Source organism: Ensifer meliloti (genome assembly GCF_030064585.1).
Taxonomy (GTDB): Bacteria; Pseudomonadota; Alphaproteobacteria; order Rhizobiales; family Rhizobiaceae; genus Sinorhizobium; species Sinorhizobium meliloti.
The window spans coordinates 1,416,889-1,443,186 of sequence record NZ_CP120365.1 but is presented as its reverse complement, the minus strand read 5'-3'; the positions used below and the strand labels follow the sequence as shown (position 1 = coordinate 1,443,186).

Genomic DNA, 26,298 nt, shown 5'->3' with positions numbered 1-26,298 from the left:
CGGAAATGCCCGCTCTGCAGGCCCGCGCGTCTGACGCAAAAGGCGATGCAGCATAGCGATTAGGAGGCAATCATGAGCTTGCAACTGACTGGTATCCACCATCTGACCGCGATAACCGCCAATGCGCCGGAGAACCTGCGCTTCTACACGGGGACGCTGGGTCTCCGCCTGGTCAAGAAGACCGTCAACCAGGACGACACCACGGCCTATCATCTCTTCTATGCCGACGGGCAGGCGACCCCCGGCACGGATCTGACCTTCTTCGACTGGCCGGTCGGACGCGAAGGACGCGGCACGCACAGCATCTCGCGGACCGGGCTTCGGGTCGGCAGCGCCGAAACCGTGCGGTGGTGGAAGAGCCGTTTCGATGAGTTGGAGGTCGCTTCCGGTGAGGTGGCCGAAATCGACGGCCGCATCTCCCTCGATTTCGAGGACGGCGAGGGCCAGCGCTTCCGGCTCGTCGACGACGGCGGATTGGCGCCGTCCCACCCATGGGAAAGGAGCCCGGTTCCGTCCGAGCATCAGATCAAGGGCCTTGGGCCGATCACCATCAGCGTGCCGGACATCAGCAACACCGCGCTCGTGCTGACGCGTGTCATGAACATGGCCGAACTGCGGAGCTATCCGTCGCCGGATGGTGTCGGAGAGGTGCATGTCTTCTCGATGGGCGAGGGCGGGCCGGCGGCCGAACTGCATGTGGCGGTCCAGCCCGACCTGCCGGCTGCTCGCCAGGGGGCGGGCGCCGTCCACCACGTGGCCTTCCGGGCGCCGGATGTCGAAGCGCTGCACCAGTGGACGGAGCGGCTCGGCGAGTTCCGCCTGCCGTCGAGCGGCGAGGTCGAGCGCTTCTACTTCCGTTCGCTCTACTTCCGCGAGCCGAACGGGATCCTTTTCGAGATCGCCACCGACGGACCCGGCTTCGCCGTCGACGAGCCGATGGAAACCCTCGGCGAAAGCTTGTCGCTGCCGCCGTTCCTCGAACCGAAGCGGGCGCAGATCGAAGCGAGACTGAAGCCTCTCAAGTAACGGCTGCCGCTCTCGTCGGGCCGAGACATGGAGAGCCGGAAGCGATTCCGGCTTTCCTTTTGCCGCGAGCCCGCTAGTTTTTCGACTGACGCGGGATTTGCGCGGCATCGCGCCAGCGAAAGGAAATTGTCGTTCATGACCAAGCTTCTCGGCATATCGGGCAGTCTGCGGAAGGCCTCCTTCAACACCGCATTGCTCAAAGCCGCACAGGCGGTCGCGCCGGACGGGGTCGAATTCGAGACCGCGACCTTGCATGGCATTCCGCTATATGACGGAGACGTGGAGGCCGAAAGCGGCGTTCCAGCCGCTGCGGAGGCGCTGAAGCAGAAGATCGTCGCGGCGGACGGCGTCATTCTCTTCACGCCGGAATACAACAATTCGGTCCCGGGCGTTTTCAAGAATGCAATCGACTGGCTGAGCCGCCCGCCAGCCGACATAAAGAAGGTGTTCGGCGGGCGGCCGTTCGCGCTCGCCGGCGCATCTTCGGGAAGCTTTGGGACCATTCTCAGCCAAAACGCCTGGCTGTCGGTGATGCGGACGCTCGGCGCCGAAATGTGGTCGGGCAAGCGGCTGATGGTGCCGAAAGCCAACACGTTGTTCGACGGCGACGGACAACTGAAGGACGATCAGACCCTGGAGAGGCTGCGCGGCTTCGTACAGGCCTTCGCCGATCACCTGGCAATGAGGAACTGACGTAGCGTTCGAAACTGTGGAGCACGCCGACTTTCCGGCTGCCACCACCATTCCCGGTGAGCGGGGTGAGGGCTCTTGAAGCAAACCCCCTCCCTCTAACCGAAACGCGGGATCGTGATCGTAGCGATTCCCTCACAGGGGCGTCTTCGGCTCAGCCCGAAACAACCGCGGTTCGATCTTTTTGGTCAGGTGATTGGAAGACTGGTATCAAAAACCGCACCATTCAGACGCATCAACTGGTCCGTTCTCGCCGGGTCATCTTCGAACCGCTGTCCCGGCAATGTCACAAGATCACTCGATAAGACACGATCGAATAGGGCGTAGCAAACCTCGCCGTTATTGTGTCGGGACCTATAAGCAAGACCATCCAGATCCGGATAATCCTCATGCAATGCGAGCGCGAGCGCACGAGATGGTGCGTAGTCTGCCCCAGCACTGATGGACGCATCTACGCCGTGAAAGAGTAGCCCTTCGTCCATTAACTTTGCCAGAACTAATTGGCGATGCAGTCGAAGTGGTGTCCACATGCGCTCTTCCACGAACGCTCGCCGAACGATGCGGTTTGCAGGCCTACGAAGAACGGTCTCAACAAATGCCCCTTCGAGGCGTTGCGCGACGTACAGAAAGCGATACTGGCCCGCAGGCGCATCGAACCGGCCTTGGGGTGTCGCACCGGGCGCCGGCCCAAAGAAGATCGCACCATGAATCTTCTGATGGACGCGGACAACGACGTCGCCCGCGTCTAATGCAGCAATTCTTAATCCCGAGGGAAAGCGGGCTGTTGGCGCAGTATAAGCGGGCACTCCTCAAGCCTCGTCCATGCCAAGATAGGCTTTGGCCGCCGTTACGACTTCGTCAACGCGCCCTCCGGCAAGGATTCGCTGTGGTGTATCTGCCAAGTTCGGATCGGTGTCGATCAGAAACTGCAGCATCGACCAACGGCCGGCACCGCTGTCATCAAAGAGTTTGGTCACCTTGGCCAACCCCTCTAGCAGGCGGGTGTCGTTATCCACGGTAATGAACTGGAACTTGGGAAGAACGATTTCCGATCCGTGCATGAGACCGAATGCCGAGCCCAACTTGACCCGCTTGTGGAGGGCCTGCCGGGTCGTGCCGAGCATCTTCGCGCCCTCAGTTAGAGAGACCCCACCGCCGGAACGATCGAGAAGAGCAGTGCTGATGTTGAGGAACCTTTGGTCATCGCTCAATTCAATCGCGCTGGTTCCTCCCTCGACCTCCGCCAAGAGATCGGCCGAGAGCTGAAACTGGTCGGCGGCGAGATCTATGTGCTTGGCAAGCTCCGAGAATGCTCGGGGCCTATCATACTGGCACAACCGCAACAGCTCGGTACGAGCCGGTGTCAACTCGGTCAACAGAACGAAAGCATCGATAGCCAACTGCTCGGCGCGTGGGGTAGGGGTCCACCTGTGCAACAGAGCTTGTCGAACCTCCCTCGAACGCGCGAGACAGTCATCCACAATGTGCGAGTACCAGTTACGCCTTGTCTTGACGCGGTGAACCGATGAACGCTGATGCCGGGGAAGTTCGAAGTCCGACACTGATGCCTCGTGAAACGCAGCCCCCATAAGAAGTGCTGCCGAGTGGAGCCGCGAATTGAATACGAACACAAGTTTCAAGGTAGGGCTCGCCGAAACGTCAGGGAGAAGCGTCTCGCGAACGCGCATGTTCCAGTGACGAAACTCCTCACTGTCTGCCCAATGGTGGTTCAATCGCAATTGATGACCAGCCCACTTCTCAAGCCCTCGATCCATGTCTCCTGCAGTTGGACGGTCGAATACGAGACCGGCAAGGTACTGAGAGAGTGTCTGTCCTGCTTCTCGAGCGTGCAGCTCTGCAGCAGCGCGCACGACCGGATCTATGTCGGTCGCAGATCTTGTGTGTTCGCTCATGGCCTACTCACGGCTCTCGCCGTCACGAGAGCAGCACAGGGTTGATGGTTAGGTTGATATATGCAGTCGTAAGCGTGGTATATCAACCTCGAGCATCAAGCCATCAACAGCACCTCATGGGTAGGTTCCATTCCAACAGGACAGCGTTGGCGAAATGCGCCGGCTGTTCGCCATTTCTGCAGGGTTTCTTGGCGCGGGAGCCTCAGCGGCATCCGGGATTCCGACCGCTACGCTATGGACCCGTGATTTCAAGGCGTCAGGCGTGCAGTCGCCTTGGATCAAACTGCAGACCGACTATTGGGCCGGCCCACATCTAAATGCCGGATTCCGCGAGCCAGGGCCGGATGACGGCGATGTCTTCGACGCCTATTCCGTGACCGGTATCGAGGTCGACTTCCTCGAAATCGGCTCCGCTGGCCCTGAGCGCCGTCTTCAGTTCCGGTGCGTGTTTGCCGTAGGGATCGTCCTTGCCGGTGAGCATCAGCACTCTTGTGCCGGCGAGGTCCGGTTCCGGCGCGCTTTCGAGCGCCGCCATTGCGCGCATCATCACGGCGTTCCTGACGATGCCGGGGTGGAGAAGCAGCACGGCGGCGAGCAGGTTGGCGCCGTTGGAGTAGCCGATGAACACGGTCTTCTCCGGGTCGAGGCCGTAGCTCTCGCGCGCGCCCTCCACGAAGGCGGCAAAGGCTTCCGCTTCCGAGCGAATATCCTGCTGGTCGAATTTCGTCATCGAGAAGCGCCGGAACCAGCGCGGGAAACCTTCCTCGGCGCTGCGGCCGCGCACGCCCAGGAGAGTCGCATGCGGATCGAGCTGATGGCCGAAAGGCAGCATATCGATTTCGTTGCCGCCGCTGCCATGCAGCAGCACGAAGGTGCGATCGTTCGCCTTCTCCGGGCGGTGGAACCGATGGATGAAAGGAAGGTCGCGCTGCGGCACCCTGGGTTCGCCGGGCAGCGCAAATTGCGGCAGCCTGACCAGCGTTGCCGTGGGGTCGCTCGCCAGATGCGGGGGCAGGAACAGCGTCGTGCCGAGAGCATCCGGAGCTTCGTCGACGGTGAAGCCGGGCCCGTCCGTAGCGAGCTCGCAGAGCGCACCGCCAGGCTCGCGTACATAGAGCGAGAAGAAATATTTCCGGTCATGCGCATTGGTGGCGCCGGCGTGCTCCTGCTCGAGATCGGCTCTCACCGCAAGCACGGTCGCCTCATCCGGGGCGCGGAAGGCGATGTGGTCGATCGTGCCGGTGCCGGGGGCGGCACTCCAGAAGCCGCCGGCATCGCGGACATCGATCACGTCCCCGGACGAGGAAGTGAGGCGGCGGATGCTCTCCGTCGCTCCCGTCTCGGTGTAGCCGAAGTGGTTTTGAAGGAAGTGCGCCGTGTCCTTGGGTTTTTCCGTGAGCACCGTTGCGCCGCGTAAGCGGCGGATGGAGTCCGTTTCGGGGATGTCCCGGCCCGCCCAGGGCGCGGGCTCCGCAAGCGCGTTCGTTCCCACCAGCTTGACGATCACGCCGTCCGGATCCTTCAGACGCAGGACCGGTTCGCCGAATTCCTGCGAAGGGCCGGTCGCCTGGATATTGAACTTCAGCGCTCGCGTCATCCAGTAGCCGATGCTTTCGGGCGGAATGGCGAAGGCGATCTCGCTCGGCTGGCCGTAGCCGACCCGGCCCGGAGAGCCGTCCTCCCAGACCAGGAAACTCACGAGAGAGCCCGGCGAGCCCGCGGCGTCGCCGTAGAAGAGATGCAACTGATTGGGATCTTCGTAGCCGCCGGTCCGCTTGACGAGGTGCAGCCCCAGGAAGCCGACATAGAAATCGACATTGGCCTGTACCTTGCGGGCGATCAGGGTGATGTGATGAATGCCGCTCGTCACGGTTTGGTCCTCCCTGCCGTCGTCCCGGCGAGAAACGACTGGAAGGCCTCGCCGTAGTCCGGGTGCCAGCGTGAAAGCGGCGGCCGGTTCTCGACGATGTCTCCCGCTGCCCAAAGGATCCGCTTTTCATCCGTCGGACGCGCGACCTCGTTGTCGGGGCAAAGGATATAGAAGTCGCCGCGGGCAAGGCCCTCCATCATGAAGTCCACCGTCTGTTCCGGCGTCCAGGCGCCGGCCGGCTTTTCCGTGCGTCCTTGCGCGGTGAGGGACGTGTAGACGAAACCGGGGATCAGCAGATGCGCATTGACCTTGCAGTCCTCGGTATTGCGCAGTTCGTGCTGCAGGGCCTCGGTGAAGACCTTCACGCCCGCTTTCGAAAGGTTATAGGCGGGATCGCCGGGCGGCGTGGTGATGCCCTGTTTCGAACCCGTGTTGATGATGAGCGCCGGCTGCCCGTGGGCAATCATGGCCGGGGCAAAGATGCGCGAACCGTTGATAACGCCCCAGAGATTGACGCCGATCACCGCTTCCCAATTTTCGAGCGGGCCGAAGAGGGAACTGCCTGGCTGGACGCCGGCATTGTTCATCAGCACATGGACGTGGCCGAAGCGCTCGCGCGTCGCGCGCGCCAGGGCCACGAGGTCGTCCGCCAGCGACACGTCGGTCTCGATCGCAGCGACATCGCCGGAACCGCCCGGAGCCGCCTTCGCTACCTCGGCTGCCGCTGCCTGCAACTTCTCACCGCCGAGATCCGCGAGCACGACCTTCATTCCGAGGCTGGCGAAGCGCCGTGCCGAGGCAAGGCCGATGCCCGAGGCGGCGCCGGTCACGACGGCGACGTTGTTCTTGTCGATAGCGGAGTAGGACAACATGGGCTTCAATCCTGCTAGATCATGTTCATGAATTCAGGTCGGTCCCCAGCCTAAGTCACGGACCTGATCGACTCCAATATGTCAGAGCGGGATGCGGGCGGAAACCGCGCGCGTTCTTCCAATCCGCTCCAACAACGGGTAGAGGCAGACATAGGGTCTGGCCGCGGGCAAGTCCATGATGCGAGGCGGTGTTCACCAGCTTTCGTCTTCGACCTTGTCGTTCTTTTGCGCCATGCTACCTTGTGAAGTCCGCCCCCATCCGCTCCGGTCCGCCGGGCCTCGAGATACTTCATGATAACCGAAGGAAAATTCACCAAAGGCACGCCCTGCAGGGACTGTCCCTTGCGCCCGCTTCCGCTGTTCCGCCCGTTCAAGGCGGAAGAACTTGCATTCGTCTCCCACTTCAAGATAGGCGAACTCGCCTTCGGCGCGAGCGCGACGATACTCGCAGAAGGGGAGCAAAGCGAACATCTCTTCACGGTACTTTCCGGATGGGGCTTTCGCTACAAGATGCTCGATGACGGCCGGCGACAGATCCTGAACTATGTGATGCCGGGCGATATCGTCGGGCTGCAAGGCACTCTCATGGGCGAGATGCAGCATTCGATCGAGGCGCTTTCGCCGGTCGTTCTCTGCGTCTTCCAGCGTGACAGGCTCGCAGAATTGTACAGGGAGCACCCCGACCTCGCCTATGACCTGACCTGGATCGCAGCGCGCGAGGAGCGGATGCTGGACGAGAATCTGCTGAGCATCGGCCGCCGCTCCGCTGTGGAGCGGGCAGCCTACCTCATCGCCTTTCTCTACCAGAGGGCCGCCACGCTGGAACTCTTCAGCAGCGGTTGGAGCGTTATTCCCGTCACGCAGCAACATGTTGCCGACACGCTCGGCCTCTCGATCGTCCACACCAACAAGACGCTGAAGAAGCTGGCCGCCAGGGGTCTCCTGCGCTGGGCCGAGAAGGGCTGCGACGTCCACGACATCGACGGCTTGCTTGCGCTTGCAGGCTGGGACGGATTGAGCGAGCCGAAGCGGCCGCTGATTTGATGCGAAGCTTCATGCGTCAAATTACGTACAACATGTCTTTTTTAAATGCGCCCGGCCTACCGGGTGTCCTATTAGCCGCTTCTTTGAGGTCTCGAGAATCGAGGAGACCGAGGATGCAGATATAATGCCAGTCAGTCAGGTTCCGCCGGCCATCAAGTCAGTCCTCGTCCTCGAGGATAATTTCCTTATCGCACTGGACATGGAGGAGATGCTCGTCGCTCTCGGGGTGACGAGCGTTGACGTCGCCACCACCAAGTCAAAGGCGATGGAACTCATCGCGGATCATACGTACGATTTCGCAATTCTCGACATCAACCTGGGGGATGACACGAGCTTTGCCGTTGCCGATGCGCTGATGGCACGGGGCATCAGCTTCGGCTTCACCAGCGGCTACGGGGAACTGTTGGCGCTGCCCAGCCATCTTCGCGATGTCCCGAGGATCGACAAACCCTTCAGCGAGGGAACGCTCGGCAGCCTCATCGCCACGGCCGCCCCTTCGAGAGACATGTGACCGCGGTTGCGGGTCACGCCCTGCCGCGCGAGATGAACCAGGGATTGGCGAAGTCGCTGTCATCCGATTGATTGCGCTTGCCGTAGCCAAGCGGATTGCCCGCCATCGTCAGTGTTTCACCGCCTGCCGACCTCAGGATCGCGTCGCCCGCCGCGGTGTCCCACTCCATCGTCCGGCTGAAGCGCGGATAGATGTCCGCAATGCCTTCGGCCAGCAGGCAAAACTTCAGCGATGAGCCGACGGCCTCATGATCGCTGATGCCCTGATCGGTGAGGAAGGAGATCGTCTCGGGGCTGTTGTGCCAGCGGCTGGTAAGCGCCATCGGCCGGTCGCCGCAACGGCGGCAGCCGATGGTGGTCCATTCGCCCGTGACCTGTCCATCCTCGACCACCGCCTTCTTCGCCATGCCGGCGGCCGCCGAATAGATGAGGCCGAGAGCCGGTGCGTAGACGACACCGACGACGGGTGCACCGTTTTCTACGAGCCCGATATTCACAGTGAAATGGCTGTTACGTTCGACGAATTCCTTCGTGCCGTCCAGCGGGTCGACGAGGAAGAACCGCTTTCCGGCGATATCGGGAACGCGACCTGCGGCGACCTCCTCCTCCGCGACGATCGGAATATCCGGAAAGGCGGCGGCCAGATCGGCAAGGATGATCCGCTCGGCACGATGGTCCGCATCGGTCACGGGCGAGGCGTCAGCCTTGTAGGTGACAGCCGGACCGGCACGGTAAATTTCCAGGATGGCTTGTCCGGCGGCGAGTGCCGATGTTTCCAGTATGTCCAGCATTGCTTCCTGTTCTTGCGGTCGAGGCGATTCGCTTTGGAGCGCCTCGCCTCTTATCAGACGGGCAACGGCCACTGTAGCACTTGAATTGCTGCGCGGGTCACTTGCCGCGGCGGGCCCGGGGCTTCCCACCAAAGTAACGCGCCTCACTTCATTGCCGCTTTCAGCCCTTTGCTGCCGAAGTTGGCTATTTCGGAAGCGAATGCTGCTGAAATTTTCATTTTTCTGGCTCCAAAAGTGTCAAATCGATTTTATCGCGGAACAATTTGGTGGTGGCGCATTTTTTAGCTTTCATTTTCATTTGAAAGCGGTATGAAATCGGGCTTAGAGCATGCTCGAAAACGAGTATTAAAAAACAAGAGATCGGACCGACAGGATCCGGTCCAGGGGAAGATTGATGGAGTATTTTGTCCAGCAGCTCGTCAACGGGCTGACGCTTGGGTCTATTTATGGTATGATCGCGATCGGTTATACCATGGTCTACGGCATCATCGGCATGATCAACTTCGCCCACGGCGATATCTTCATGCTTGGCGGCTTTGCCGCATTGATCGTCTTCTTGCTTCTCACGACATTCATTGCCGGCGTGCCGGTTGTACTGGCGCTTTTGATCATGATGGTCGTCGGTATGCTGACGGCTGCGCTTTGGAACTGGACCATCGAGCGCGTGGCCTATCGCCCGCTTCGCGGCTCCTTCCGTCTGGCGCCGCTGATCACGGCGATCGGCATGTCGATCGTGCTGTCGAACTTCATTCAGGTGACGCAGGGTCCGCGGAACAAGCCGATCCCGCCGCTGGTCTCCTCGGTCTATGACCTGTTCGGCATCTCGGTTTCGCTGAAGCAGATCATCATCGTCGTCATCACGGCAATCCTGCTTTCGGTCTTCTGGTACATCGTCAACCGAACTCCGCTCGGACGAGCCCAGCGTGCGACCGAACAGGACCGCAAGATGGCAGCCTTGCTCGGTGTCGATGTCGATCGGACGATCTCGGTGACCTTCATCATGGGAGCCGCACTCGCCGCCGTCGCCGGGACGATGTACCTGATGTATTACGGCGTGGTCGTGTTCACCGACGGTTTCGCTCCGGGTGTCAAGGCGTTTACCGCTGCCGTTCTCGGTGGGATCGGCTCGCTTCCCGGCGCCGTGCTCGGCGGCTTGCTGATCGGCCTCATCGAGTCGCTGTGGTCCGCCTACTTCACCATCGACTACAAGGATGTCGCGACCTTCTCGATTCTCGCGATCGTCCTGATCTTCAAGCCGTCAGGTATTCTCGGACGACCGGAAGTCGAGAAGGTATAGTTCCATGGCAAATGTCGCATCCACAACCGCAAGCGCCGGCAGCGAGCTGACGGCGCGGGCGCTCCGCGAGGCTGTCTTTGCGGGCCTCATCACGCTCGGCATGTTCGTGCTCTTCGTCGGCCTCAAGACCGACCAGAACATCCGCAACGAACTCATCCTCACGCAGCGCTGGGGCCTGCTCGCGACCTTCGTGACCATCGCCATGGTTGGCCGCTTCCTCATGGTCGCCTATGTCCAGCCGCGGCTGGCGCAGCGCAAGGCGGCGAAGGCGGCCGCGCCCGATGTGGTGAAGGAGGAGACGTTCTTCAGCCGCAACTGGTCGAAGATCGCGGTCATCCTGCTGCTGATCTACCCACCGGTGATCGTCGCGCTCGTGGGCGTCCAGGGATCGCTGAAATGGGTCGACAATTTCGGCATTCAGATTCTCATCTACGTGATGCTTGCCTGGGGCCTCAACATCGTCGTCGGTCTCGCCGGACTGCTCGATCTCGGCTATGTGGCCTTCTATGCCGTCGGCGCCTATTCCTACGCGCTGCTCTCCAGCTATTTCGGCCTGTCCTTCTGGGTGCTGCTGCCGATTGCCGGCCTTCTCGCCGCCTGCTGGGGCGTCGTCCTCGGCTTTCCGGTGCTGCGCCTCAGGGGCGACTACCTCGCCATCGTGACGCTCGCTTTCGGCGAGATCATCCGCCTCGTGCTGATCAATTGGACAGAGGTCACGAAAGGCACGTTCGGCGTTTCCGGCATCGCCAAGGCGACGCTCTTCGGTATCAAGTTCGATGCTACGAAGGACGGCTTCGCGGCAATGATGGGCCTGCCGATGTCTTCGGCCTATTACAAGATCTTCCTGTTCTATCTGATCCTCGGCCTCGCCCTGCTGACGGCCTTCGTCACGATCCGGCTGCGCCGGATGCCGATCGGCCGCGCCTGGGAGGCGTTGCGGGAAGACGAGATCGCCTGCCGGTCCCTCGGTATCAACACCGTCACCACAAAGCTGACGGCGTTTGCGACGGGGGCGATGTTCGGCGGCTTTGCCGGTTCGTTCTTCGCCGTGCGTCAGGGCTTCGTCTCGCCGGAATCCTTCGTCTTCCTGGAATCCGCCGTTATCCTCGCCATCGTGGTTCTCGGCGGCATGGGCTCGCTGACGGGCATCGCCATCGCCGCCGTCGTCATGATCGGCGGCACGGAAATCCTGCGTGAACTGACCTTCCTCAAGATGATCTTCGGACCGACCTTCACGCCGGAACTCTATCGCATGCTGATCTTCGGCCTCGCCATGGTCGTCGTCATGGTCTGGAAGCCGCGCGGCTTCGTCGGATCACGCGAGCCGACCGCGTTCCTGCGCGAACGCAGGGCAATCTCCGGCAGCTTCACCAAAGAGGGGCACGGCTGATGGCCTTTGGGACCGACACCATGACAAAAGACCCCATCCTCAAGGTTGAACGCCTGTCGATGCGCTTCGGCGGTCTCATGGCCATCAACGACTTCTCCTTCGAGGCGGAGCGCGGCGAGATCACCGCGCTGATCGGTCCGAACGGAGCGGGCAAGACGACGGTGTTCAACTGCATCACCGGTTTCTACAAACCGACGATGGGCATGATCACCATGCGGCAGAAGTCGGGCGCCGAATTCCTTCTGGAACGGCTGCCGGATTTCGAGATCACCAAAAAGGCCAAGGTGGCTCGGACCTTCCAGAACATCCGCATGTTCTCGGGCCTGACGGTGCTCGAAAATCTGCTCGTTGCCCAGCACAACAAGCTGATGCGGGCATCCGGCTATACCATTCTCGGCCTGTTCGGCTTCCCGGCCTATCGCGAGGCATCCAGGGAATCGATCGAGCTCGCCAGGCACTGGCTCGAAAAGGCATCGCTGACCGAGCGGGCCGACGATCCGGCCGGCGACCTGCCCTATGGCGCTCAGCGGCGGCTCGAGATCGCCCGCGCAATGTGTACCGGGCCGGAGCTTCTCTGCCTGGACGAGCCCGCGGCGGGTCTCAATCCGCGTGAATCGCTCGCCCTCAATGCGCTGCTGCAGGAGATCCGCCGCGATACCGGCACCTCCATCCTGTTGATCGAGCACGATATGTCCGTGGTGATGGAAATATCGGATCACGTCGTCGTGCTCGAATACGGTCAGAAGATTTCCGACGGCAACCCGGACTTCGTGAAGAACGATCCAAGGGTCATTGCGGCCTATCTGGGTGTCGAGGATGAAGAGGTTGAAGAGGTGATCGGAGAAATCGAGGAAATCGAGGGCGAGCGTGGGGGGCCCGGACAATGACTGCGCCCCTGCTGCATGTGAGAAGCGTCGAGACCTATTACGGCAACATCCGCGCGCTGAACGGCGTCGACATGGAGGTCCATCGCGGCGAGATCGTTGCGCTGATCGGCGCCAATGGCGCCGGGAAATCGACGCTCATGATGACGATCTGCGGCAGCCCGCAGGCGCGCACCGGCTCGGTTCACTTCGACGGCCAGGACATCACGCGTCTGCCGACGCATGAGATCGCGCGTCTGAGGATTGCCCAGTCGCCGGAAGGGCGCCGGATTTTCCCGCGCATGACGGTGCTCGAGAACCTCCAGATGGGTGCGAGCCTCGACAATCTGAAGCACTTCAAGGAAGACGTCGAAAAGGTCTTCACGCTTTTCCCGCGGCTCAAGGAGCGGCAGGCGCAGCGTGGGGGTACGCTTTCGGGAGGCGAGCAGCAGATGCTGTCGATCGGCCGTGCGCTGATGGCCCGTCCGAAGCTCCTGCTGCTCGACGAGCCGTCGCTCGGGCTTGCGCCGCTGATCGTCAAGGGCATCTTCGAAGCGATCAAGGTGCTCAACAAGAACGAGGGACTCACCGTGTTCCTCGTCGAGCAGAACGCCTTCGGAGCGCTCAAGCTCTCCGATCGAGGCTATGTAATGGTCAACGGCCGTGTGACGATGAGCGGGTCGGGCAAGGACCTCCTCGCCAATCCGGAGGTTCGCGCGGCCTATCTCGAAGGCGGCCGCCATTGATCCGCCGCGTCTGGAGTTGAGTGAGATGCAGGGAATTCTCTACGAAGAAGCCTCGATCTGGCAGTTTTTATTCATCACCTGCGTTCTCGGGGGCTGGACGGCGTGGCGGACTGGCAAGAGCGTCGCGGAAAGCTGGGGTGGCGTTCCGCGGCTCGTGATTTATGTCGCGCTTTTGGGCTGGGGCATCCGCTTCATCCATCATGCGCTTTTCAACGGGACGATGTTCACCCTGCAATACTATATCGTGGACACGCTCGTCCTTTTGTTGTTTGCTACCGCTGGTTTCCGTTACTATCGGACCAAGCAAATGGCCAGCATGTACTATTGGCTTTATGAAAAAACCTCGCCTTTCTCCTGGAAGGCAAAATAAGGGAACAGCGCGTGCCGGTCCGCGCGGCCGGTGCGAAAGAACACCGGCGCAATGATGGTGGGCATTGCGCAGGCTTATGAAACGAGACCCGCTCGAATAATTGGGAGTAACAAGATGAAAAAGTCTCTTCTGTCGGCCGTTGCGCTGACAGCAATGGTCGCCTTCAGCGGCACCGCGTGGGCTGACATCCTGGTCGGTGTCGGTGGTCCGTTGACTGGTCCGAACGCCGCCTTCGGCGCGCAGCTCCAGAAAGGTGCAGAACAGGCGGCCGAGGACATCAATGCTGCAGGTGGCATCAATGGGGAACAGATCAAGGTCGTACTCGGCGACGACGTTTCGGATCCCAAGCAGGGTGTTTCCGTCGCCCAGAAATTCGTGGCCGATGGCGTGAAATTCGTCGTTGGTCACTTCAACTCGGGCGTCTCGATTCCCGCATCGGAAATCTATGCGGAAAACGGCATCCTGCAGGTGACGCCAGCCTCGACCAACCCGCAGTTCACCGAACGCGGCCTGTGGAACACCTTCCGCACCTGCGGCCGTGACGACCAGCAGGGCGCCGTTGCGGGCGCCTATATCGCGGCCAATTTCAAGGACGCGAAAGTCGCCGTCATTCACGACAAGACCCCCTATGGTCAGGGCCTTGCCGACGAAACCAAGAAGTCGATGAACGAAGCCGGCGTCACCGAGGCCCTCTATGAAGGCATCAACACCGGCGACAAGGACTTCTCCGCACTTATCGCCAAGATGAAGCAGGCTGGTGTCTCGATCGTCTATTACGGCGGTCTGCACACGGAAGCCGGCCTGATCATGCGTCAGATGAAGGACCAGGGCCTGAAGGCGACGATGATGTCGGGCGACGGCATCGTCTCGAACGAACTGGCCTCGATTGCCGGCGATGCGGTCGACGGCACGCTGATGACCTTCGCACCGGACCCGCGCAAGAGCCCGGCCGCCAAGGACCTCGTCGAGAAGTTCCGCGCCGCCGGCTTCGAGCCTGAAGCCTACACGCTCTATGCCTATGCGGCCCTTCAGGTGATCGCAGAAGGCGCCAAGGCCGCCGGCAACACCGATCCGCAGGCGGTCGCCGAAGCCATCAAGGCCAAGGGCCCGTTCAAGACGGCAATCGGCGAGCTCGGCTTTGACGAAAAGGGCGACATCACCCGCCCGGACTACGTCATGTACACCTGGAAGAAGGGTGACGACGGCAAGTTCAGCTACTTCCAGAACGAATAGTTCTTTTTCATAGGCAATCTGGAAGGCCCGGCGGCATACGCCGGGCCTTCTGCTGTTTGGAGCCAGCGAGATTGCTTGGAAGAGCAAATCGGACGATCAGAAGGGTCTAAGTGTTAGAGCGGGCTGAGGAAAAGTGTGTGCGGTTTTCCGGCCGCATCCCGCGTCTCGACTTCTTGGAATAGATCACGGCGATGTTTTTAGGTCGACCCGACCTAAAACATCGAGGCCATTTCTGATGCGCGTGCATGACGGTAATGATTTCGATGTCTCGCCCGACGCGATAGGGAATAATGTAGGGAATGTCTGTAAGCACGATTTCGCGAGTGCCTTTGATACGGCCGACCCGCCCCGTGCCGGGCAAGTCTGCGAGTGAGTCGACGGCCGCCACGATCCGTGCAACGACACGCGCCGCAGCATCGGGATTGTCCTTCTCGATAAACGCGCCGATATCATCCAGCCGCCGCAACCCCTGCAACGTCAGCGGATACGTTTTCCGCTCATGACTGACGGGCGGGCCTGACGTATTTCCTGACGACCTTTGCCACGTCTTCTTCATCAGCGAACTTGCCTCGATCGGCCTCCGCCAATCCGGCCTCGATTTCGGCAAGCTGCCATTCCTCGCGGGCGACATAATCCTCGATGGCCTGAGCGGCCATATAGGAACGAGAGCGGTCCAGTTTCTCAGCGATCTGCTCGAGTTTACTTGCTGTCTCGTCCGAAACGCGCACCGTGAATGCGGTCATGGGTCCAACTCCCGTGGTTCGATAGGACTGTTTGTGAACCACTCTGGTTTGTCAAGGTTCCATTCGAGAGCCGACGCTTCCTGTTCAATGACGCACTTTATCGCAGCAGCGACGCCCGGAGAGCCGCGATTTCTTGTTTCAGCCGGGCGACCTCTGCCGGCTCCATTCCCGTCGCATCGGCAATGCCGATCGGAACGCGGCTTGCTTTTTCCCTGAGCGCGCGGCCGGTCTCGGTCAGTCGCACACGCACTTGCCGCTCATCGGCCTTGTCGCGGTTCCGCAAAATGTAGCCCATGGCTTCCAGCCGCTTCAGCATGGGAGTGAGGGTGCTCGACTCCAGGAACAGCTTCTCGCCCAGACTGCCGACGGTCTGGTCGTCCTTTTCCCAAAGAGCAACCATCACGAGGTATTGCGGGTAGGTCAGGTCGAGCTCGTCGAGGAGCGGCTTGTAGACACGCGTGAAGGCGTGATTTGCGGAGTAGATCGCAAAGCACAGGAAGTTGTCGAGCTTCATGAGTTCCTCCGAGGAGGGGAGGTTTGTCTTCGCCATCGCTTCGGTCCCGGTTGTCGTGCCCACTAAAATAAATCGTTCGCGATATAATCGCAAGGTATTGACATCGGACGGAGCGCACGATAAATATCGCACACGATTTAATCGCCTTCGATATAAAATTGCGTTAGCGGTTGGATCGTGAATTTTGACCGGATTTCAGGGAAAGGAGCATTTCCAATGACCAAGTCTCAGGTGAAGACAACCACGAACGACGTCTCCCGCAGAGAAATTCTGGCAGGCGCAATCGGCGCCGCCACCGCCGCGGCCGCTCTCTCGGCCGCCAGCCCGGCCGGCGCCGGGGGTGAGCCGCCCGCCGGTGCGGCGGCCCCTGGAGCAACCGGCAGCAGGATCATCACGCGTGATGGCGTCGAGATCTACTACAAGGACTGGGGTCCGAAGGGCGGGCCTGTGGTCATCCTCAGCCATGGCTGGCCGCTTTCGTCGGATAGCTGGGAGGCACAGGCCTTCTATCTCGCCAATAACGGCTTTCGGGTCGTCACCCATGACCGCCGCGGCCACGGCCGTTCGAGCCAGCCATGGGACGGCAACGACATGGACCATTATGCCGACGATCTCGCCGATCTGATCGAAACGCTGGACCTCAAGGATATCTTCCTTGCCGGCTTCTCGACCGGCGGCGGCGAAGTCGCCCGTTATATCGGACGCCACGGCACGGCCCGCGTCGCCAAGGCAGGACTGATCTCGGCAGTGCCGCCCTTGATGGTCAAGACCGACGACAACCCCGGCGGTCTGCCAAAGGAGGTGTTCGACGGCCTGCAGGCCGCCAGCCTCGCCGATCGCTCACAGCTTTACCGGGACATCGCCTCGGGCCCGTTCTTCGGCTTCAACCGGCCCGGCGCGAAACCTTCGCAGGGCATGATCGACAGTTTCTGGCTGCAGGGCATGACGGCCGGTCACAAGAACGCCTATGACTCCATCGTCGCCTTTTCGCAGACGGATTTCACGGAGGACTTGAAGAAGTTCGATGTGCCGACGCTCATCATCCATGGCGACGATGACCAGGTCGTGCCCATCGACGCGGCCGCGCGTGCCTCCAAGAAGCTGGTCCCTCAGGCCGAGCTGAAGGTTTATTCGGGTGCTCCGCACGGCATCACGGATACCCACAAGGACCAGCTCAACAAGGACCTGATCGACTTCGCAAGGTCCTGAGACAGCGGGATTGCTGCAGGCAAAGCAGCTGAAAAGGGCACCGCCGGGTGCCCTTTTTGTATCTGACCGGCTACCCATCGGCTCGATTTCATGCACTATCCGGAAGGATTCCGGGAGACATATGATGACCGCCAAGCCGCGCATTCTTATCACTCGCCGCTGGCCGCAGGCCGTGGAGCGGGTTTTGGCCGAAAGGTTCGATACAGTCCTAAACGAGGAGGACCGGCCGCTCGACAGGAGCGCGCTCGCAGACGCCTTGCGCAATTTCGATGCGGTGCTGCCGACCGTCTCGGACCGGCTGCCGGCCGATGTTTTCACGGGCGGAGGTCTTCGCACCCGGATCCTCGGCAATTTCGGCGTAGGCTACAATCACATCGACGCCGGAGCTGCCAAGGAAGCCGGCATCGTGGTGACGAATACGCCCGGCGTTCTGACCGATTGCACTGCTGATCTCGCCGTATCGCTGCTGCTCGCCGCCGCGCGCCGGACCGGCGAAGGCGAGCGGCAGGTGAGGGCGGGCGCCTGGGAGGGGTGGCGGCCGACCCACATGATCGGAACGAAGGTGACGGGCAAGACGCTCGGCATCATCGGCTTCGGGCGCATCGGAAAAGCCATGGCGAAGCGCTGCCATTTCGGCTTCGACATGGACATCGTCTTCTACAACCGCTCCAGGGTAGCGCCGGAGGAAGCGGCGCGCTTCGGGGCCCGCCAGCTCGATACGGTCGAGGACGTGCTCAAGGCAGCGGACTTCGTATCGCTGCATTGCCCGGGCGGCGGCGAGAACCGGCATTTGATCAACGCGGCGCGCCTTGCGGCAATGAAGCCGGGCGCCTATCTCATCAACACGGCGCGGGGCGATGTCGTGGACGAAGAGGCATTGATCGAGGCCCTTGAGAAGGGCGTGATCCGCGGCGCCGGGCTCGATGTCTATGAGGCGGAGCCTGACGTTCCCACCCGTCTGCGAGCGCTCGAAAACGTCGTGCTGCTGCCGCATCTCGGCAGTGCCACGGAGGAGACGCGCACGGCAATGGGGATGAAGGTCGTCGACAACATCACGGCGTTCTTCGCGGGCCTGGAGCCGCCGGACCGGGTGACGTGATCTCGGCACTTCGGCAACGCGGTTCGGGCGAAGACCCGTCCGCAGGGGAGCTTCGGCAAACGTCCATGGAACCGGCAGCGATCATCGCACCGCAGCGGGCGAGGGGAGAGGGGCGGCTCGTCGCCAAGGCTGAAGGCGGCCGCACGCGCATCGCCGAGCTCTACCAGGAAGGCTGCGCCAAGATCCGTCTGCCGAAGACCTTCGATGCCTCGATGGAGGCCGTGCTCATCAATTCGTCGGGCGGCGTGACGGGCGGTGACCGGCTTTCCTGGGAGTTCAGGGCGGGCAAAGGCACGAAACTCACGCTGACGACGCAGGCCTGCGAGAAGGTCTACAAGGCAGCCGCCGGCACGGCCGAGATTGCGACGCGCATATCGGTCGCCGCCGGCGCTCACGTCGACTGGCTGCCGCAGGAGACGATTCTCTTCGATCGGTCGGCCCTGTCGCGGAGCCTCGAGGTCGACCTCGCCGCCGATGCATCCTTTCTCGCGGTGGAGGCCGTTCTGATCGGCCGCAAGGCCATGGGCGAGGAGGTGCGCGCCGGCCTCTTCCGCGACAATTGGCGAATTCGAAGCGGCGGCAGGCTGATCCACGCGGAGAACCTCGCCTTGGCCGGCGACATCGCGGCGCTTGCGTCCCGGCGAGCGGTGCTCGACGGCGCTGCCGCCTTCGCGACCCTCGTCTATGCCGCGCCGGACTGCGAGTCGCAGCTTTCCAAACTGCGCTTGGCGCTCGCGGGACATGCCCTGTCCGGCGTCAGCCATTACGACGTCGGCGGTCGCGGCAAGATCGTCGCCCGCGTTGCTGCGGCCGATGGGTTCGCGCTCAGAAAAATCCTCATCCCGCTCATTTCGCACTTGCGTAAAGACGCGTCAGTGCCGAAAGTCTGGACTCTCTGATCCCTGCAATCGATCTGGACGGCGACGCATGAATCTCACTCCGCGCGAAAAAGACAAGCTGTTGATTTCCATGGCGGCGATGGTCGCGCGCCGGCGGCTCGAGCGGGGCGTGAAACTCAATCATCCCGAGGCGATCGCCCTCATCACCGACTTCGTCGTGGAAGGCGCGCGAGACGGCCGTTCCGTCGCCGAGCTGATGGAGGCAGGCGCCCATGTTCTCACCCGCGATCAGGTGATGGAGGGCATTGCGGAGATGATCCACGACATCCAGGTCGAGGCGACTTTTCCCGACGGGACGAAGCTCGTCACCGTCCACGAGCCTATCCGTTAACGAGGAGGCACCATGCTCAGCCTGCGTCCGAACTGCGAATGCTGCGATCGAGACCTGCCACCCGATAGCGGCGATGCGATGATCTGCACCTTCGAGTGTACCTTTTGCGCCGGCTGTGCGGAAACGAAGCTTGGCGGGACTTGCCCGAATTGCGGCGGCGAACTGGTTCGGCGCCCGGTGCGGCCCGCGGCAATGCTGAAGAGATATCCGGCATCGACGGAGCGCGTCCTGAAGCCTCAGGGCTGTGCGCCCGAACGAGCCGCCTGAGGGGAACGAACATGATTCCAGGTGAGATTATCGCCGCCGCCGGTGAGATCGAGTTGAATGCGGGCCTCGAAACCGTCAGCATCGAGGTTGCCAACTCCGGGGACCGACCGGTGCAGGTCGGCAGCCATTATCATTTCGCCGAGACCAATCCGGGCCTGATCTTCGACCGTGACGCCGCGCGCGGCAAGCGGCTCGACATTCCTGCGGGTACGGCCGTCCGCTTCGAGCCGGGACAGACACGGCAGGTGACGCTCATCCCGCTTTCGGGAAAACGCGAGGTTTTCGGCTTCCGCCAGCAGGTCATGGGGAAGCTATGAGAGCGGCCGCTCCTGCTTTGAGCCTGTTGTTGTGCTGCACGGCTTCCGCCAATGCGCAACAGCCTGAGCCGGATTGCCGGAAGGCCGTGACCCAGATGGATCTCAACATTTGCGCCGATCAGGACTACCGGGCGGCGGATGCGGAGCTGAATAAGACCTACCGCCTTGCGGTCGCGGCCATGCAGGCGACCGACAAGGAGCTTGGCGACATCGACGCGGCTTACGCCGGAGCGCTCGAGGCACTGAAAAAAGCCCAACGGGCCTGGATCGGCTATCGCGACGGCCAATGCGAACTCGCCGGGTTCGAGGCGAGGGGCGGCTCGATGGAACCCATGCTGGTCTCCGGTTGCCTCGCAGAGCTGACACGCAAGCGCACCGCCGAGCTCAAGGAACTCATGGAATCTGCGGAGAATTGATCATTGCAAAGCGGCCGCGTCATCATGATCGTTGGCAATGGTGACGTGCCCGAGGGCGCTGCCGCGACGATCGATGCAGCCGATCTGGTGATCCGTTTCAACGATTGCCGCTCGGTCGGGAAGGGCGGCAGCAGGACCGATATCATCGCCGTCTGCAACACCGGCCGCCCGGCACTGTCCATGCTCGGCGGCGGGCGCTGGAAGACGAGTGCGGCGGTCCGGCAGGCACGCGAGCTATGGAGCGTCCGCTCCGGAGCCAGGTTCGCCGCGATGCGGGCAGCACTTGCCGGGACCCATCCGGATCTCGACGATTTCTGCGACGACTATACGGCCGGCTTCGAGAGCTTCGCGCGGGCTACGGCACGCAAGCACCGGGTCATCGCGGCCGAGACGCATGACCGGCTGGAGCGCGATCTCGCCCGCTTCGCGCCGTCGCCTTATGTCGCGCCGTCGAGCGGCCTGGTGGTGATTGCCGACATCGTGTCGAGCTTTGCCGCAGCCGGCGACGATGTCGTGCTTGCCGGCTTCTGCCATATCGGCTGGCAGTGGCACCCGTTCGCCGCCGAGCGCCGCTATGTCGATGCGCTCGCAGCGCAAGGGCGGCTTCGCCGACTTCATCCATTTGCCTCTTCAGATTTGCCCCAGGGAGCCTGATCCATGTCCTACAGAATGTCGCGCGCGGCCTATGCCAACATGTTCGGTCCGACCGTGGGCGACAAGGTGCGCCTCGCCGACACCGAGCTCTTCATCGAGGTCGAGAAGGATTTCACCACGCATGGCGAGGAGGTGAAGTTCGGGGGCGGCAAGGTCATCCGTGACGGCATGGGCCAAAGCCAGGTGACGCGCGAAGGCGGCGCGGTCGACACGGTGATCACCAATGCGCTTATCCTCGATCATTGGGGGATCGTGAAGGCGGATATCGGGCTGAAGGACGGGCGGATCGCGGCAATAGGCAAGGCCGGCAATCCGGACATGCAACCGGGCGTCACCATTATCGTCGGCCCGGGCACGGAGGTTATCGCCGGCGAGGGCAAGATCGTCACGGCCGGGGGCATGGACAGCCATATACACTTCATCTGCCCGCAGCAGATCGAAGAGGCGTTGATGAGCGGCCTGACCTGCATGCTCGGCGGCGGGACGGGACCGGCGCACGGTACGCTCGCCACGACCTGCACGCCCGGACCGTGGCACATCGCCCGCATGATCGAAGCGGCCGATGCGTTTCCGATGAATCTCGCCTTTGCGGGCAAGGGAAATGCGTCGCTGCCCGGCGCGCTCGTGGAAATGGTACTCGGCGGCGCGACCTCGCTGAAGCTGCACGAGGATTGGGGCACGACGCCGGCCGCCATCGACTGCTGCCTCTCCGTTGCCGACGAATACGACGTGCAGGTTATGATCCATACCGACACACTCAACGAAAGCGGCTTCGTCGAGGATACGATCGCGGCGATCAAGGGCAGGACGATCCACGCCTACCACACGGAAGGCGCCGGCGGCGGGCATGCGCCTGATATCATCAGGATCTGCGGCCAGCCGAACGTCATCCCGTCCTCGACCAATCCGACGCGGCCCTATACGGTGAACACGCTTGCGGAACATCTCGACATGCTGATGGTATGCCATCACCTGTCGCCCACCATTCCGGAAGACATCGCCTTCGCCGAAAGCCGCATCCGCAAGGAGACGATCGCAGCGGAGGATATCCTCCACGATATCGGCGCCTTCTCGATCATTTCCTCCGACAGCCAGGCGATGGGGCGGGTCGGCGAGGTGGCGATCCGCACCTGGCAGACCGCCGACAAGATGAAGCGCCAGCGCGGACGGCTCAAGGAGGAGACCGGCGACAACGACAATTTCCGGGTCAAGCGCTACATCGCCAAATATACGATCAACCCGGCGATAGCCCATGGCCTCAGCCATGAGATCGGCTCGCTCGAGGTCGGCAAGCGCGCCGATCTGGTCCTCTGGAATCCCGCCTTCTTCGGCGTGAAGCCCGACATGGTGCTTCTCGGCGGCACGATCGCCGCAGCACCCATGGGCGACCCGAACGCCTCCATCCCCACGCCGCAGCCGGTCCACTACCGGCCGATGTTCGGCGCCTATGGAAAGAGCCGGACCAACTCCTCCGTCACCTTCGTCTCGCAGGCGTCGCTCGATGCCGGGCTCGCCGGCAGGCTCGGCGTCGCCAAGGAGCTCGTCGCTGTCCAGAACACCCGCGGCGGCATCGGCAAGGCGTCGATGATCCACAACAGCCTGACGCCGCATATCGAGGTCGACCCGGAAACCTACGAGGTCCGCGCCGACGGCGAGCTCCTGACCTGCGAGCCGGCGACGGTGCTGCCGATGGCGCAGCGGTATTTCCTGTTCTAGGTTCTATAGCCCTTAGATCGTGGCACGATGCACGCCCGTGAGGTGCGCGACTTCCGCCACCGGCTCCTTGTCCTCATGGATGAGTTGGCGCGCGTGCGCGATCTGCTCGGCCAATAGGGTAGGGAAAGGGCCGAACCGCACGCCTCGCGCCTTCGCCGCGATCCGGCCGGCCCGCTCTCATCATCTAGCTACTGCATGTTTCCTTTAATCGTATCGGATTAAAGGACAAAAACATGCAGCAAATCAAAGTGCTACAGCGACCTTTGCGCGTCTGATAAGACGCGCGGCGCTGTAGGGCCGTAGGGCCGGCCCAGGATGGGTTTATAGGCTGCAACATTGCCTCTTTGCCGGCAACGCAGCAATCAGGCAATCGCCGCAAGCCCTCTTTTCTGAACAACGGTCAGCAATCGCAGCGCCGGCCCTCCCGGCTTCTTCACCCCGCGCTCCCAATCGGACACAAGTCCCTTGCTCACATTGAGGTAGCGGGCAAAGACAGGCTGCGAGATATGTTCACGCTCCCGAATGGCGCGAATTTCCTCCGGGGTCATTGGCTCCACGGCCGTCAAGCAGGCGTCGTCGAATTCGCGCATCGTCTGCTTGTCGATCGCGCCGGCTTCAAACAGGCTCTCCATGGTTTCATGAATGGCCGCCATTGCCTCACTCTTATACTTCTTCGCCATCTTCAACCTCCGAAAAGCGCCCTTTCCCGATCAGCACGGCCATTTGCGCATCTGATAGCGCAAGGAGTTCCTTCGCCATCTTCTTGAACAGGGCTTCTTCGCCGTCTTCAATGTTGGCCTGTTCACTCTTTGCAAAGCCGAAAACGAAGAATGCCCGCTGTTCCAGCCTAAACAGGATGATCGTGCGATAACCGCCAGACTTCCCTTGCCCCGCCCTCGCGACACGCTGTTTGATCACGCCGCCGCCAAGATCGGCGACAATCTGGCCTCGTTCGGCGCGGCGCACCGCGTCTATCAAGGCGGCGTCCGCGATCCTTTGCTTTCGAGTAAAACGCTCGAACCAAGCGCTCTTAAAAATTCGAACCGCCATCCTATCCGTCCATATATAACACAAAGCGTTACACTTCAAGGTGCGGTGCTGTCTGTGCAAATTGCCTCAATGCCAGCAATTACGTCTGTACTTTTTTCAGCAGTTGGCAAGCGCAGCTCGGTTGGTTGCCCTGCAGCCATGCGCCTTCCGCATGGCTGCCATGAGGGGCGGTGTGAATCGTCGCTTTGATGCTGCACTGCAGCGGAAATTTCGTTAGGAAGGGCACTCGATTTCCGCCGGCGCGCCTGTCCTCCCAAGACTGCGCCGCCGGCAGCCAGTTCTTAGGAGATGATGATGCTCGGCAGAAAAGTTCCCGCTGTAACCTTCCGCACCCGCGTCCGCGACGAGTCCGTCGGCGGTTCCAATCCGTTCCGCTGGCAGGACGTTACCTCGGACGACTATTTCGCCGGCAAGCGCGTCGTGCTGTTTTCGCTGCCGGGTGCTTTCACCCCGACCTGCTCGACCTACCAGCTGCCGGACTTCGAAAAGCTTACCTCCGAATTCCGGGCTCTCGGGGTCGACGAGATCTACTGCGTCTCCGTCAACGACGCCTTCGTGATGAACGCCTGGGGCAAATCGCAGGGCCTCGAGAACGTCAAGCTCATTCCGGACGGTTCGGGCGAGTTCACCCGCAAGATGGGCATGCTCGTCGCCAAGGATAATCTCGGCTTCGGCATGCGCTCCTGGCGCTATGCCGCCGTCATCAACAACGGCGTTGTCGAGCAGTGGTTCGAAGAGGAAGGCTACTCCGACAATTGCGACAGCGATCCCTACGGTGTCTCCTCGCCGCAGAACATCCTCGCGGCGCTGAAGTCCAAGAAGCTCGCCGCCTGATCCCGATTTTACCGAATCGATAAAGCCCCGGCTGCCGCAAGCAGGTTCCTGAAAATCCACGCGATTTTCGCCTTCTTGCTGGTGCCGGGGCTTTTTCTTGCTACAGTGAAGACTTCCAGGAGGAAGCGGATGTGGGGGCGCGAACCATGCACGTTTCCTCGTTTCACCGGTAAGGGAATGCAGAAATCCATGGTTTACATCATTGCATATCTGACGGCGCATGCGGGCAAGGGCGACGAGGTCGTGGCACTGACGACGCCGCTGATCGAAGCGACGCTGAAAGAGGCCGGTTGCGTCAGCTATGAGCTCTATCGCAAGCCCACGGATCCCGATGCGCTGGTGTTCGTCGAAACATGGAAGGACAGGGCGGCTATCGATGCGCATTTCGCCGAGCCGCATCTGAAGGCCTTCCAGACGGCGGCGGCGAATCTTTTGGCGAGCGCCCGCGTCGAGATCGTGCATCCGGAAAAGATCGAGGTGGTCTGACGTGCCCTATCGCTCGACCGAAGTTCTTTCGCCCGGTCCCGGCGAAAGGGCGCCGCTTCATCGCTTGACCCTGACGCATGAGCAGCGCCATCTGCGCCGCAAGCTCCTGCACCTCGAAAACGACGATGTGGTGATGCTGGATCTCAAGGAGCCCGTGATGCTCGCCGATGGCGATCTTCTGGTGCTTGAGGGAGGCGGCCATATCGAGGTGAAGGCGGCAGCGGAAGCGCTTTACGACATCCGCGCGCGAAACCCGCTGCACCTGATGGAGCTTGCCTGGCATCTCGGCAACCGGCACTTCCCGGCGGCGGTGGAAGAGGGGCGGATTCTGATCGCCCGCGACCCGGTCATTCGCGCGATGCTGGAGGGCCTTGGCGCGACCGTCGATGAAGTGAACGAACCCTTCCATCCCCTGCACGGCGCCTATCACCAGCACGGTCACGGCGATCACCACCGTCATGGCTGAGCATGCCGATACGCAGGCGCTCCTGCGTCTCGTTACCTGGCTCTCGCCCGCCTTTCCGGTCGGCTCCTTCTCCTATTCCGGCGGTCTGGAGCAGGCGATTCATGACCGGCTTGTCACCGGTGCCGACGATTTGCGGTTCTGGTGCGAAACGCTCCTGGATCACGGCACGACGTGGAACGACGCGCTGCTTCTGGCAGAAGGTTACCGTGCATGTGACGATGCCGCGCGGTTGATTGCGGCATCGGAACTGGCCGAAGCACTGGCCGGATCGCGTGAGCGGCATATGGAAACCATGCTCCTCGGCGAGGCGTTCCTGGCCGCCGTCGGCCACTGGCCGCACGCGTCGCTCGAATTCCCTGGCGCGAGGGCCGCCTATCCGGTGGCGGTCGGCGCGGTCGCCGGAGCGCACCGCGCCGGCCTCGAAGCGGCGCTCGCCGCCTTTCTCAACGCCACCATATCGAACGCGGTGTCGGTGGCCATCCGCTGCGGCGTTACCGGCCAGCGCGACGGGGTCGGCATGCTTGCGCGAATGGAGAAAACGATAGGGGCGGTGGCAACGCGCGCCGCGCGCGCCTCGCTCGATGATCTTGGCGCCGCGACGATCATCGCCGACATTGCCTCGCTGAGACACGAGATATTGCATTCACGATTGTTCCGCACCTAACGGAACAACGGACGGACT

The 26,298-nt window shown here is 61.8% G+C and carries 32 protein-coding genes and 1 pseudogene; 23 read left to right on the top strand and 10 right to left on the bottom strand.

The window, feature by feature from the left end; translation table 11 throughout:
• Positions 1–72 precede the first annotated feature (72 nt).
• Both PZL22_RS14125 and PZL22_RS14120 read left to right on the top strand, forming a co-directional pair.
• Positions 73–1,026 (top strand): ring-cleaving dioxygenase, encoded by a 954-nt coding sequence (locus tag PZL22_RS14125; protein WP_033048140.1) that lies wholly within the window; start codon positions 73–75, stop codon positions 1,024–1,026.
• 135 nt (positions 1,027–1,161) lie between these two features.
• On the top strand, positions 1,162–1,719 hold the full coding sequence (locus PZL22_RS14120) for an NADPH-dependent FMN reductase (RefSeq protein ID WP_003525650.1): 558 nt from the start codon (positions 1,162–1,164) through the stop codon (positions 1,717–1,719).
• A 185-nt stretch (positions 1,720–1,904) separates the two neighbouring features.
• On the opposite strand, the gene PZL22_RS14115 is transcribed toward PZL22_RS14120, so the two are convergent.
• From PZL22_RS14115 to PZL22_RS14100, 4 genes are all read right to left on the bottom strand, one after another.
• Positions 1,905–2,522, bottom strand: coding sequence for an RES family NAD+ phosphorylase (locus PZL22_RS14115; RefSeq protein ID WP_234835741.1), 618 nt, complete (start codon positions 2,520–2,522; stop codon positions 1,905–1,907).
• 3 nt (positions 2,523–2,525) lie between these two features.
• Positions 2,526–3,491: a hypothetical protein gene (locus PZL22_RS14110; RefSeq protein WP_003525646.1), complete on the bottom strand. Its 966-nt coding sequence runs from the start codon at positions 3,489–3,491 to the stop codon at positions 2,526–2,528.
• 451 nt (positions 3,492–3,942) lie between these two features.
• Positions 3,943–5,499: a VOC family protein gene (locus PZL22_RS14105; protein ID WP_003525645.1), complete on the bottom strand. Its 1,557-nt coding sequence runs from the start codon at positions 5,497–5,499 to the stop codon at positions 3,943–3,945.
• Positions 5,496–6,371 (bottom strand): SDR family NAD(P)-dependent oxidoreductase, encoded by an 876-nt coding sequence (locus tag PZL22_RS14100; RefSeq protein WP_003525644.1) that lies wholly within the window; start codon positions 6,369–6,371, stop codon positions 5,496–5,498. The genes PZL22_RS14105 and PZL22_RS14100 overlap by 4 nt, the downstream gene beginning before the upstream one ends.
• A 291-nt stretch (positions 6,372–6,662) precedes the next feature.
• Between PZL22_RS14100 and PZL22_RS14095 the strand changes: the two genes are divergently transcribed.
• Together PZL22_RS14095 and PZL22_RS14090 are read left to right on the top strand one after the other, a co-directional pair.
• A complete protein-coding gene (locus PZL22_RS14095; protein WP_003525643.1) occupies positions 6,663–7,415 on the top strand; it encodes a Crp/Fnr family transcriptional regulator in 753 nt (250 codons plus the stop codon).
• A gap of 124 nt (positions 7,416–7,539) precedes the next feature.
• Positions 7,540–7,926 (top strand): response regulator, encoded by a 387-nt coding sequence (locus PZL22_RS14090; protein ID WP_003525641.1) that lies wholly within the window; start codon positions 7,540–7,542, stop codon positions 7,924–7,926.
• Positions 7,927–7,939: 13 nt separating this feature from the next.
• On the opposite strand, the gene cysQ is transcribed toward PZL22_RS14090, so the two are convergent.
• Positions 7,940–8,716, bottom strand: a complete 777-nt coding sequence (gene cysQ / locus PZL22_RS14085; RefSeq protein ID WP_003525639.1) for a 3'(2'),5'-bisphosphate nucleotidase CysQ — start codon at positions 8,714–8,716, stop codon at positions 7,940–7,942.
• A 394-nt stretch (positions 8,717–9,110) separates the two neighbouring features.
• On the opposite strand from cysQ, the gene PZL22_RS14080 reads away from it, so the two are divergent.
• From PZL22_RS14080 to PZL22_RS14055, 6 genes are all read left to right on the top strand, one after another.
• On the top strand, positions 9,111–10,013 hold the full coding sequence (locus PZL22_RS14080) for a branched-chain amino acid ABC transporter permease (RefSeq protein WP_003525638.1): 903 nt from the start codon (positions 9,111–9,113) through the stop codon (positions 10,011–10,013).
• A 4-nt stretch (positions 10,014–10,017) separates the two neighbouring features.
• Positions 10,018–11,403: a high-affinity branched-chain amino acid ABC transporter permease LivM gene (livM, locus tag PZL22_RS14075; RefSeq protein WP_003525636.1), complete on the top strand. Its 1,386-nt coding sequence runs from the start codon at positions 10,018–10,020 to the stop codon at positions 11,401–11,403.
• Positions 11,403–12,290, top strand: coding sequence for an ABC transporter ATP-binding protein (locus tag PZL22_RS14070; protein WP_003525635.1), 888 nt, complete (start codon positions 11,403–11,405; stop codon positions 12,288–12,290). Before livM ends, PZL22_RS14070 begins: the two co-directional genes overlap by 1 nt.
• Positions 12,287–13,012 carry an ABC transporter ATP-binding protein gene (locus PZL22_RS14065; RefSeq protein ID WP_003525634.1) on the top strand — a complete coding sequence of 242 codons (726 nt, stop codon included), beginning with the start codon at positions 12,287–12,289 and terminating at the stop codon, positions 13,010–13,012. The genes PZL22_RS14070 and PZL22_RS14065 overlap by 4 nt, the downstream gene beginning before the upstream one ends.
• A gap of 25 nt (positions 13,013–13,037) precedes the next feature.
• Entirely contained in the window at positions 13,038–13,382 is a 345-nt protein-coding gene (locus PZL22_RS14060; protein ID WP_003525632.1) for a DUF6867 family protein, read from the top strand.
• A 114-nt stretch (positions 13,383–13,496) separates the two neighbouring features.
• The gene (locus tag PZL22_RS14055; RefSeq protein ID WP_003525631.1) at positions 13,497–14,615 is read left to right on the top strand and encodes a branched-chain amino acid ABC transporter substrate-binding protein; all 1,119 of its coding nucleotides are present in this window, start codon (positions 13,497–13,499) and stop codon (positions 14,613–14,615) included.
• Positions 14,616–14,829: 214 nt separating this feature from the next.
• Here PZL22_RS14055 and PZL22_RS14050 read toward each other — a convergent pair.
• The 3 genes and pseudogenes from PZL22_RS14050 to PZL22_RS14040 form a co-directional block, all read right to left on the bottom strand.
• Positions 14,830–15,116 (bottom strand): annotated as a pseudogene (locus tag PZL22_RS14050) (type II toxin-antitoxin system RelE/ParE family toxin); the annotation flags it as partial.
• On the bottom strand, positions 15,113–15,358 hold the full coding sequence (locus PZL22_RS14045; RefSeq protein WP_003525627.1) for a CopG family ribbon-helix-helix protein: 246 nt from the start codon (positions 15,356–15,358) through the stop codon (positions 15,113–15,115). The pseudogene PZL22_RS14050 and the gene PZL22_RS14045, both read right to left, overlap by 4 nt.
• 97 nt (positions 15,359–15,455) lie before the next feature.
• Complete coding sequence (locus PZL22_RS14040; protein ID WP_033048138.1) at positions 15,456–15,908, bottom strand: MarR family winged helix-turn-helix transcriptional regulator; 453 nt, start codon at positions 15,906–15,908, stop codon at positions 15,456–15,458.
• Positions 15,909–16,088: 180 nt separating this feature from the next.
• On the opposite strand from PZL22_RS14040, the gene PZL22_RS14035 reads away from it, so the two are divergent.
• The 9 genes from PZL22_RS14035 to ureC all read left to right on the top strand — a co-directional run bounded on the left by PZL22_RS14035 (position 16,089) and on the right by ureC (position 22,780).
• Positions 16,089–17,081, top strand: coding sequence for an alpha/beta fold hydrolase (locus PZL22_RS14035; protein ID WP_003525624.1), 993 nt, complete (start codon positions 16,089–16,091; stop codon positions 17,079–17,081).
• A 121-nt stretch (positions 17,082–17,202) separates the two neighbouring features.
• A complete protein-coding gene (locus PZL22_RS14030) occupies positions 17,203–18,180 on the top strand; it encodes a 2-hydroxyacid dehydrogenase (protein WP_003525622.1) in 978 nt (325 codons plus the stop codon).
• Between the two features lie 65 nt (positions 18,181–18,245).
• A complete protein-coding gene (locus PZL22_RS14025; RefSeq protein ID WP_003525620.1) occupies positions 18,246–19,079 on the top strand; it encodes an urease accessory protein UreD in 834 nt (277 codons plus the stop codon).
• A gap of 28 nt (positions 19,080–19,107) precedes the next feature.
• Positions 19,108–19,410, top strand: a complete 303-nt coding sequence (locus PZL22_RS14020; protein WP_003525618.1) for an urease subunit gamma — start codon at positions 19,108–19,110, stop codon at positions 19,408–19,410.
• Positions 19,411–19,422: 12 nt separating this feature from the next.
• The gene (locus PZL22_RS14015) at positions 19,423–19,677 is read left to right on the top strand and encodes a DUF1272 domain-containing protein (protein ID WP_003525616.1); all 255 of its coding nucleotides are present in this window, start codon (positions 19,423–19,425) and stop codon (positions 19,675–19,677) included.
• Positions 19,678–19,688: 11 nt separating this feature from the next.
• On the top strand, positions 19,689–19,994 hold the full coding sequence (locus PZL22_RS14010) for an urease subunit beta (protein WP_003525615.1): 306 nt from the start codon (positions 19,689–19,691) through the stop codon (positions 19,992–19,994).
• Complete coding sequence (locus tag PZL22_RS14005) at positions 19,991–20,410, top strand: lysozyme inhibitor LprI family protein (RefSeq protein WP_033048137.1); 420 nt, start codon at positions 19,991–19,993, stop codon at positions 20,408–20,410. The genes PZL22_RS14010 and PZL22_RS14005 overlap by 4 nt, the downstream gene beginning before the upstream one ends.
• Before the next feature lie 3 nt (positions 20,411–20,413).
• Entirely contained in the window at positions 20,414–21,064 is a 651-nt protein-coding gene (locus PZL22_RS14000; protein WP_003525613.1) for a hypothetical protein, read from the top strand.
• Positions 21,065–21,067: 3 nt separating this feature from the next.
• A complete protein-coding gene (gene ureC, locus PZL22_RS13995) occupies positions 21,068–22,780 on the top strand; it encodes an urease subunit alpha (protein WP_003525612.1) in 1,713 nt (570 codons plus the stop codon).
• Between the two features lie 362 nt (positions 22,781–23,142).
• Here ureC and PZL22_RS13990 read toward each other — a convergent pair whose 3' ends face one another.
• Both PZL22_RS13990 and PZL22_RS13985 read right to left on the bottom strand, forming a co-directional pair.
• Positions 23,143–23,460 (bottom strand): type II toxin-antitoxin system RelB family anti-toxin transcriptional regulator, encoded by a 318-nt coding sequence (locus PZL22_RS13990; RefSeq protein WP_033048136.1) that lies wholly within the window; start codon positions 23,458–23,460, stop codon positions 23,143–23,145.
• Complete coding sequence (locus PZL22_RS13985; RefSeq protein ID WP_003525609.1) at positions 23,444–23,830, bottom strand: type II toxin-antitoxin system RelE/ParE family toxin; 387 nt, start codon at positions 23,828–23,830, stop codon at positions 23,444–23,446. Before PZL22_RS13985 ends, PZL22_RS13990 begins: the two co-directional genes overlap by 17 nt.
• Before the next feature lie 294 nt (positions 23,831–24,124).
• Between PZL22_RS13985 and PZL22_RS13980 the strand changes: the two genes are divergently transcribed.
• From PZL22_RS13980 to PZL22_RS13965, 4 genes are all read left to right on the top strand, one after another.
• Positions 24,125–24,664, top strand: coding sequence for a peroxiredoxin (locus tag PZL22_RS13980; protein ID WP_033048135.1), 540 nt, complete (start codon positions 24,125–24,127; stop codon positions 24,662–24,664).
• A gap of 129 nt (positions 24,665–24,793) precedes the next feature.
• A complete protein-coding gene (locus PZL22_RS13975) occupies positions 24,794–25,150 on the top strand; it encodes a putative quinol monooxygenase (RefSeq protein WP_028009918.1) in 357 nt (118 codons plus the stop codon).
• A gap of 1 nt (position 25,151) precedes the next feature.
• Entirely contained in the window at positions 25,152–25,616 is a 465-nt protein-coding gene (gene ureE, locus PZL22_RS13970; RefSeq protein WP_003525606.1) for an urease accessory protein UreE, read from the top strand.
• Positions 25,609–26,280, top strand: coding sequence for an urease accessory protein UreF (locus PZL22_RS13965; RefSeq protein WP_003525605.1), 672 nt, complete (start codon positions 25,609–25,611; stop codon positions 26,278–26,280). Before ureE ends, PZL22_RS13965 begins: the two co-directional genes overlap by 8 nt.
• Positions 26,281–26,298: the final 18 nt, after the last annotated feature.